The organism is Pseudomonas sp., from assembly GCF_028293835.1.
Taxonomy (GTDB): domain Bacteria; phylum Pseudomonadota; class Gammaproteobacteria; order Pseudomonadales; family Pseudomonadaceae; genus Aquipseudomonas.
In genome coordinates this window covers 21,483-29,927 of the sequence record NZ_JAQGNX010000160.1, presented here as the reverse complement: position 1 = coordinate 29,927, position 8,445 = coordinate 21,483, and the positions used below count along the sequence as shown (strand labels likewise).

The following is an 8,445-nucleotide window of genomic DNA, read 5'->3' as shown; positions in this document are numbered from 1 at the left end:
GAAGAACACTCACAGCGAACTGCCAGATGCTTTGCGCAGACTGCAATCGTCGTAAGTCAGCGGTATAACCCCTCAGCTGTAGCAGCTCAAAAATCGCTGTGAGCCCGGATGCATGACGTCACCGCGGGAACCAGCTCAGCGATAAAATGGAATGAGAATTTGCCATCACCATCGGGGTGAAATACGCTTGGTGTCAGAGACATCAACCAGCCCCACCAAGGTGTGACACTGCCCTAGAATCAGCTTCAAGACCTCGGCAACTGGACGCCCCCCTCCGACATGAGTATCATGGCGCCCGCATTGCACCAGTAGCTCAGCTGGATAGAGTACTGCCCTCCGAAGGCAGTGGTCGTGGGTTCGAATCCCGCCTGGTGCACCATACAAACGAAGGGCTTAGGTGAAAACCTAGGCCCTTTGTGTTTTGGATGAAGCTGATTTGGTTAACGCAGAGTGCGAGCCGGCGTCCATCTGACGGGGCAAACAGCATAGCCGCACGCATCTGTTCCACTCACTGAGTAGCTAATGTCAGCTATTTCAGTATTTCCCAGAGTCCAGTTTTGGTCGACCAACATGCCGGATCACCCCGGCTGCCCGCAACTTATCCAAATGATATTTGGTGCCATCTGCACTTAGGCCAAGCTGCTTTGCCAACTCGCGCCTGGTAACAGCCGGTTTCTGGCGCAAGAGCGTCACGATTTTCCCCGGAACTGTCTCCGGATCAATTTCTTGGGTAGTTTCTTGGGTAGTTTCTTGGGTAGTAGGTGATATCTCTGCGGGCGCTTCCGCCGACAAATGTCGCGGTACTCCCGAGCGCCTCGGCTAGCTGCGCTGGATCGGCACGGAAGGTCAGCATCAGACCCGACAGGCCGGTGTGGAAAAGCCGAGTTGGAATGTTGAGTTTTCGGCATTCACTAAGAATTTTTTCAATGCCTCGCCCCCAAGACTCTACGTAGCCCGCACGGAAAAACGCCGAAGCCAGCAGCGGGTTGAACGGGTGAGACGGATGTTTGGCCAATAATTGCTGCTGCGTCCACTGGTCGGGTAAATGACCAGGATTCCAGATCACGACTTGGTCTTCATAGACGCTGATTTGGTATAAATCGCTCTGGCTTGATACCGAATAACAAAGCGCTAGCGCGCTTCAGATATTGACCTTCGTCGAGTTGTAAACTGGCCAGCAGAGCCAGGTCGCCATCTTCTAGCACTGCATCGTCCACCCGCCCGCTTTTGGCTGCTCTATTGCGAAAGCCTTGAAGTGCTGCAGGCTGAAAGTCGTCGAGGGAGAGCCCGGGAAGCGGCACGCCATCCCAATGCAAGCCCTGCTTACGCCGCAAAAAGCGTGTCAGCGCGGCGCCTTTCAGCTCTTGTTTAGTACTGCCACTGCGGTAGTGGTATTCACCCTGGCGTATCACATATAAATGCGGCCCACCTACCCCTCTCCCAGCAAAGCCCCCTCGACCCAACAAAATCCAACCAACTCCTGTTCCAGCCGCAAGCCACTCCGTATCCGGTTATCCCGAAGCTCATTAAACAGCGCCCGCTCTGCATCAGTAAGATTCGGCAAATCATGCACCACTTGCTGGCTTTCAACGCCCCATGACGCCTGATGCGCCATCAAGGTTTCACGGTCCATCAGAAACGATTCAACGTGATCAAAGCGTCGGCGCAATTGATCGAGGATGGCGAAGCCGTGGGTATCGATATCGCCCCAGTAATAAATCGTGCAGCGTGACAACCAACTGGCCCGGCCTAACGCTTCCCAGCCATAGCCGGCACCAAAAATAACGATGGCGTTCGGTACGTAGGGGAAGGCCAGGAAGTTGATTTCGTTCTCGGTGATGAAGACCTGTGCAATGGGTAGGTTTAGGCGAGAGAAGTTGTCCGAGTCCAATGTAATGTCGGGGTGTGTCGCGTCGGGCACGAGCCCTATTCGGTCATCAAGGAGCCGGAAACGGATTCGGACGGGTTTATTTATAAAACCGTAGCGATCTGAAAACCTTGCAACGCCTGAATAATTCAGATCGATAGCCGATTCAGGCAGTACCAAGTCGAATAGCTCGCTGAGCGTGGCTTTGTGCGCTTCTATGAATTTGCTGTGAATGCCCGGGATATCGACTTGCCGAACATAAATACCAGGGCGTGGGTTTTCAATGATCCAGGCCACCGCACTCAGAAAGTCAGGCCAGTGCGCCGCGAGCCCTATAGCTGCCAACGGACGGGCGGCCAGCCAAGCGAGTAGTGGGGGTTGTCGCTCTTGGGTCAAGGCGACCAGCCCGGCAAATAGTTTTAAGTCTCCAGACTTGCCAATTATCGCGGCTGCATCTGCAACCGTGTCGACCCACATGCTGTCAGGCACGCGCTGGGCGCCGAGCACTCGGTGGTTGACCTCCCGCCACTCCACCCGAACGTAAGGGACTGCGGCGATAGTGCTAATCCACGGTCTGACTGACTCAAACTGACTGCTTAACTCAGCAGAGCTGGGGGACTTCAGCGTCAAACGCTTCGGCACCCACGCCTCGCCAGTTACCAGTGGACGCAATAGATCCCCACGCGCCCACAGACGTCGAATTTGTTCCTTCAGATCGCTCGCGGTGGTCCAGTTCAAGATGAGAAATCCGCTTTATTGAGCCGGTACTCTTCGATTGTGAGATTGCGCAATTTCGATGCACGACCGCCTTCGTTTTGAACGAACCCAACGCTGGAAACAAACGGCTCGATGATGTGAATTTTTTGCAGTGGAGTGACGATTAGCAGTTGTAGGTTGAGTTGCTGGAACAGCTTCAAACCGTACTGTGCCGATTCATCGGAGCCGCGACCGAACGCTTCGTCGATGACTACAAATCGGAATGAGCGGGAACGCACTGCGCCCCATTCCAGGCCGAATTGATAAGCAAGGCTGGCAGCGAGAATGGTGTACGCCAGTTTCTCTTTTTGCCCGCCTGACTTGCCACCTGAATCGGAGTAGTGCTCGTGCTCACGATTGTCTTCACGCCAGCGTTCGCTAGCGGCAAACAGGAACCAGTTACGCACATCGGTGACCTTGGCAGTCCAGCGGCGGTCTTGTTCCGAAAGCCCTTCGCGGCCACGGAAACGGTCGATGATGTTTTTCACCTGCAGAAACTTGGTTTCTGAATATTGAACGTCGTCTGAGCCCGAAAGCGCCCCTTCGGTACAGGCCCGCAGTTCGCTTTGAAAGTCCCGAATATCGACATCGGGGCTGACCTGCGACTCAAGCACAATATAACGACCGGGGTTGTAGTCGATCTGTCCCAGTGATTCGTTAATTCTGGCGATACGCTCTTTAATGGTTTCACGCTCGCGCGCCAGCTGGCTGTTGAAATTGGCAATCTCATTGATCGTGTTAACGTTGAGCAGCTCTTTGAAACGCTGCTCGAACTTGGGCAAATCGTCGCGATTCAGTTGGTCCAGCAGAAGCCGGTATTCGGACGCTGCGTCGACGTTGGAGTCGAATTCGCTGGTCTCAAGCACGTAGGCGGCCTTGAAATCAGCCATTGCATTGACGATCTTTTCACCGAGTCGTTTCAGGACTTTCTCTTGGGCATCGATTTTATCCTGCAGGATTTTACGCACCTCACTCCCACGGCCATCGCAGTTTTCGACGGTAAGCGAGTGCTCGCTCAACACCTCTTTGCTCACTGCATCCAATTGCGCACGAATCTCTGCCGAAATATCAGCGATCAAATGAATGGTTTCAACGCGCAACCCTTCTGCGGTTTCGTACCTGGATTCGTGACTGCCAAGGTCTTTATACAATACTGACAACTGGTTTTCAGTCGCCTCTAACTCTGCTTTTACTTTGGCAAGCCGGGCGCTGAGCTGTAACAACTTGTCGCTGGCTGCTTCCAGCGTGGCTTTTTCATCCTGCAGTTTTGCCATATTGGACGCACAGACAGCCCAGTCCAGTTCCCGGTAGTCATTGAACTCGTTAAGTGCCACCAGCGCGTCTAGTTGCTGACGCAATTGTCCTCGACGCTTTTCACCACCGGCAACCTCTGATCCGATGTTGCCCAGGTGTAATTCGAGGCTGGCTTTTGTCGCTTCCAGCGCGGCAATTTTCGCCGCGTTGCTCCAGCCCAGCACATAGCGGCTTCGATCATCCAGTCGGTGACGATCATCTTTTTCATGGCGCTCACCTGACGTTTTAATCTGACCCGATTTGGAAATGGCGCGCACTTCTCGGCGAAATTGCTCGGGTGTTTCGCAACAGGCGTAGTTAAACCGACTGGAGAGCTCACGCTCCAACCAAGGGTAGAAAACAGAATCGGGTTTGATGCTTACCTTCCTGACCAGCGATTCCGCGTGCACGTCCGGCTTATCGGCCTGACGTGGCCCTCGAACACGGAAGTACACCAGACGCCCTGCCAAATGGGTTTGATCAACCCAGGCCGCAACCTGAACGTAAAGCTCATCAGGAACTAACAGGGCCACGCCGAAGTTATGCAGCACACGCTCAATCGCGCCTTCCCAATCGCTGTGCTCTTCGCGCACCTGAAGCAATTCACCCACAAAAGACATAGCCTCTGGATTGATATCCAGTGCCTTACAAAGAGACGCACGCATATTGACCTGCGCCGATGGAATATTGCTAAGTCGTGCCTTGAGGCTGTTTATTTCCTGGAGCAATTGATTATGTTCGCGCCGGCCCTCGCGCAGCGACACGCCGAGCTCCATAACCTGATTCTGAACCTCGACTTCTTGCTGGCTGACTTCTTCGCGTCGAGCCGAGGTACGTTGTCGCACTTGGCTGAATTCACCATCATCGTTGACCGAAGACTCACCTGCGGCGGCAAGTAACACAGCATAGCGCCGGGCACGCTTTTGCCGCCGGTCGAGTTCGTTTTCCTGCTCACGAATTTCCGCGGCCAGTTGCTCCAGCCGCTCACCACCATTCTCTGCCACGGCACGCTTGAGTGACTCCACGTCTTTGCGCTGACTGTCACGCAGTTCAATAAAGTGCTCTTTCTTTGTCGCCAGACGCGCAAGGTCTTCGCTCAGTCGCTGCAAGCGCCGATCCAGTAAGCCAAGCTTAATCTCAGAGAACCAGGCCGTAAGCGCCTCGCGACAAGCTCGCAAAGAGTCAAGCTCGGTCAATTGCGTTTGGTGTCGATCACAGTCGGCCACCAGCGGCACCAACAACCCCACCTGGCGCTTGGCTTTGAGCACCGCCGCGTGGGCACGGCTCAAGTCATCGAAATGGGTAATAAGTGCGCCTATGCGTTGCGCAGCATCAAACGGTTCGAGCATATGGCTGCGGACAAAATCGGTCAGGTTGCCTACCGACTTCATCGATACCGTTTGATGGAAAAGCTCCATCGCCTGATCGTTATCGATACCCAACCGACGTCGAAACCATGCGCCGTACTTCGGAAAAGAATCTTCAATCTCTGCGCCCAAAGCTCGCAGCTTTTTACGCAGATGCGACATTTGCGAGCCAAAGTTGGCGAAGTCTTTGGTAATCGATAGATCCTGTTCCGCGCCGACGAAAAAACGGTCCGGCTGACTCTGCCCCTCCTTCATCCAGAACACTTGAGCCAGCGTAACTGTTTGGTCGTAACCAGCGTTGTGAAACACGCCGAGGATCACTGAATAGCTGTTATGAGTGCGCAATGCGACAGGCTTAGCGGTGCCGGTTACCTCACTACGCTCGGATTTATAATGCCCCAACACATAGGAACGTAATGTCCGCTCTTTGCTGTCAGCACCAGCCGCTTTGTTGTAGGCGATGCGATGAGCTGGCACTAGTAGCGTAGTGATCGCGTCCACCAGTGTCGATTTTCCGGAACCGATGTCTCCCGTGAGCAGACCGTTTTTGCCATTCGGTGACAGTGTCCAGACCCGGTCATCAAACGTACCCCAGTTAAAAACTTCCAGCCGCTGGAGACGGAAACCTGACAGCGTATCGTCAGCGACGAAGTCCAGTCCTAAAGAGTGTGGTTCATTCATGATGCCTCTCCCTATGCTTTATTAGTTGCTGCGGCCGCACGTCCATGTGCTTGTGCTTTTCTGTCGATTAATCTTTGTCGGCCTCCAACTCGCCTGCGGCCTCACCTGTAAACATGGCCTGATACTGCGCCAGTCGGGTATCAAATTCCGCCAGCCATTGGGCATCAACGAAAGCCTTGAGAATGCGCCTAACCTCGTAGCTAAGCGGCGCATTGAGGTTCTTGAGACGGCGTAAAAAACCTAGCTCTACGATCTTGCTGATATGAGTGTCGATCTGGTCAATGAGCTTCGCTTCATTACTGCTGTCGGGTAGGAACACTCGCACCAGTTCAACAATCTCGTCTCGCTTCAGCACCATCCGGGTATCACCGCCACTTGCGTCGAACTCTGCTAGCCGCTTGCGTAACAAAGCCAGCAGCAGGCTGACGGGGAAGGACAATGGCCGACGTGCGACAAGTCTAGGTAATTTGGAGGCAACGTCTTCCTCGGGCCCTTCAGAACGGCCTTTGAGAAACGCGTGACCCTCGGATTCATCCAGCGTCAGATCGAGGCCCAACACGCCTACATAGTCACGAACACGAGCCTGTAGCCCAATTAGATCGCTCCACAACAATTCGTTGCCTTCTCGATAGATGACGCCCTTCAGAAGGGTAATCACCAGTGTTGATAGATCCGACTGGACAGGCGCCGTGGTGACCTCAAGAACGGTGTTCTCCTCGTTCATCCTCACCTCACAAAAATGATGCGCGGCAACAAAGCCTGCTTGTTCACAGGAGTCCCGTCACTGCTTTGGGCCTCCCAATAAATAGTCTCCGGAGTACTCTCATCCACGACGGCTTTAAACAATTCAGTGCCCAGTTGAAGGTAAGCCACCACCTCTGCCAACCCCTGTTCGACAGGCCAGAGGTTGGTCACCTCGCGCAGGGTAATTTGCACTCGATCCTGCAATGCATGACGGATATGGCCTGCTAACTTTTCGGCATCAACTATCTGCTGGGAATACAGCGCGCCAGCATCCAGGTCTTCGTCACCTGCCAATAAGGAAATATCGGCAAATATCGGTTTGATTGATGGTGTGTGCAACGGCCGTTCCATCGGTAACTCGACGCTGGCAGCCAGCTCAGCTATGTCCATGAATTCGCCAGTCGGCGGATTACCACGCGCGCTCAAGGCTTTAGCTTCGATACTTCGCAGGATGTCCATGATGCGGCGGTTCTCAAGCCAGACCTTGTCATCCAGGAAGCGCCGCAACTGGTGAGAGAGCTGCGCAACGGTTCGCTGTGTGTGCTCTCCTGCCTCCAGCCAGTCGTAATGCACCCGCCGAGTGCGGATATCAGGTTTTAACTCGGCCACCGGAGCCAACGCCAACACTCGGTCAAGCAGCTCAGTGAGTTCCTCCTGCCGACGACTCGACATCAAAAACGCCCAAAAAGCGTTGAAACTACGTCCTTGATCAGAATCCGATATGGCATCGCGCTGGCCCATGATCTCTTCGAGCAGGGCACCTTTGGCGCCATCCCAAAGTGCTATGCGCTCGCGAACTCGTCGGTCAAGCAGACGAAAATTATGCTCAACTTCACGGAAATCGGAAAGCAGCTCTCTTGCCAGTTGAGTGAACTGTTGGAAGCGGTCTTTTAATGCGGTGTCATCAAGTAGCGGAACATTGCCGGAAAGTATTTGCGTAATCTCGGCGTCGATATCGTCGCGACGCTTTTGCAATTCGGCAACACGCTTGGTGGGGTCGGTTTCGCTGCCTTCACTCATTTGCTTGAGCAGTTCAAATAAGGTCAACAGGCGCGACTCCGTACCCACGAAGCCGCGCTCGGTAAGTGACTCCAACCAGGTGATAGCTTTTTCGGTCGACGGCGTCAGATCAAACTGCGGCTCGTCTGAGCCTTGGCGATAAAATTTGCGCAGCCAGCCCTTCTCGGGGCTTGCCCATTCATCAAGATAAAACAGAGCTGGCCTGGGAAAGGCGTCGTCTCCCAGGCGCCTACGCAATACGTAGAGTTCATCCTCCAGACTCTCTGCCAAATCACCAGCAGCAATAACCCGCACATTGGGGGCCACAAACGCGGCGTACAGGAAGCTGGCCACTAACGGAGCGTGACCTGAACGTAGAAGCCGCCACGCCGGATGGTGGGTAAGCATGGCCTCAAGGGTGGCGTAATCGATCACTGACTGATTCCAATCCTAATCGGGTGACGTCAACAATGTGGCCTGGATGCCAATTTTTCCAGCTGTGATTTATTTCACTACTCGTTCGGCTAGTATTCGGGCAGTGTTGACCCAACGGCGGTGATCTGCAGTCGGCATCCTTCAGACTCCAGACAACGTCACCTATCGCACCTCGGCCTTACAATAACCTTACAAATTATTTAACATAATTTTCACACAATCCACCCAGCAAAACCTTTATGTAAAGAGTGTGAAAATTTTGTGGGAATGACATTTCTTAGCTGTACCCTGATGGACTAATTA

Annotated in this window: 7 protein-coding genes and 1 tRNA gene; 1 reads left to right on the top strand and 7 read right to left on the bottom strand. The window is 53.8% G+C overall.

Features of this window, described 5'->3' with window-relative positions; all coding sequences use genetic code 11:
- Positions 1 to 302 precede the first annotated feature (302 nt).
- A tRNA-Arg gene (locus JWR17_RS21580) sits at positions 303 to 379 on the top strand.
- Positions 380 to 534: 155 nt separating this feature from the next.
- Here the strand turns inward: JWR17_RS21580 and JWR17_RS26400 are convergent.
- The 7 genes from JWR17_RS26400 to JWR17_RS21550 form a co-directional block, all read right to left on the bottom strand.
- The gene (locus JWR17_RS26400; protein ID WP_366944186.1) at positions 535 to 693 is read right to left on the bottom strand and encodes a winged helix-turn-helix domain-containing protein; all 159 of its coding nucleotides are present in this window, start codon (positions 691 to 693) and stop codon (positions 535 to 537) included.
- Positions 694 to 718: 25 nt separating this feature from the next.
- On the bottom strand, positions 719 to 1,066 hold the full coding sequence (locus JWR17_RS21575; RefSeq protein WP_299834648.1) for an ATP-binding protein: 348 nt from the start codon (positions 1,064 to 1,066) through the stop codon (positions 719 to 721).
- A 10-nt stretch (positions 1,067 to 1,076) separates the two neighbouring features.
- On the bottom strand, positions 1,077 to 1,412 hold the full coding sequence (locus JWR17_RS21570) for a hypothetical protein (RefSeq protein ID WP_299834646.1): 336 nt from the start codon (positions 1,410 to 1,412) through the stop codon (positions 1,077 to 1,079).
- A gap of 17 nt (positions 1,413 to 1,429) precedes the next feature.
- Positions 1,430 to 2,605, bottom strand: coding sequence for a Wadjet anti-phage system protein JetD domain-containing protein (locus tag JWR17_RS21565; protein ID WP_299834644.1), 1,176 nt, complete (start codon positions 2,603 to 2,605; stop codon positions 1,430 to 1,432).
- Positions 2,602 to 5,964 carry an ATP-binding protein gene (locus tag JWR17_RS21560; RefSeq protein ID WP_299834643.1) on the bottom strand — a complete coding sequence of 1,121 codons (3,363 nt, stop codon included), beginning with the start codon at positions 5,962 to 5,964 and terminating at the stop codon, positions 2,602 to 2,604. The genes JWR17_RS21565 and JWR17_RS21560 overlap by 4 nt, the downstream gene beginning before the upstream one ends.
- Positions 5,965 to 6,031: 67 nt before the next feature.
- Entirely contained in the window at positions 6,032 to 6,688 is a 657-nt protein-coding gene (locus JWR17_RS21555; RefSeq protein WP_299834641.1) for a DUF4194 domain-containing protein, read from the bottom strand.
- 2 nt (positions 6,689 to 6,690) lie between these two features.
- Complete coding sequence (locus JWR17_RS21550; protein WP_299834639.1) at positions 6,691 to 8,142, bottom strand: DUF3375 domain-containing protein; 1,452 nt, start codon at positions 8,140 to 8,142, stop codon at positions 6,691 to 6,693.
- Positions 8,143 to 8,445 lie beyond the last annotated feature (303 nt).

What these genes read in the sequence shown, in the direction of transcription:
- JWR17_RS21560 (WP_299834643.1), bottom strand. Translation starts at nt 5,964, where the DNA reads ATGAATGAACCACACTCTTTAGGACTGGACTTCGTCGCTGACGATACG.
- JWR17_RS21555 (WP_299834641.1), bottom strand. Translation starts at nt 6,688, where the DNA reads ATGAACGAGGAGAACACCGTTCTTGAGGTCACCACGGCGCCTGTCCAG.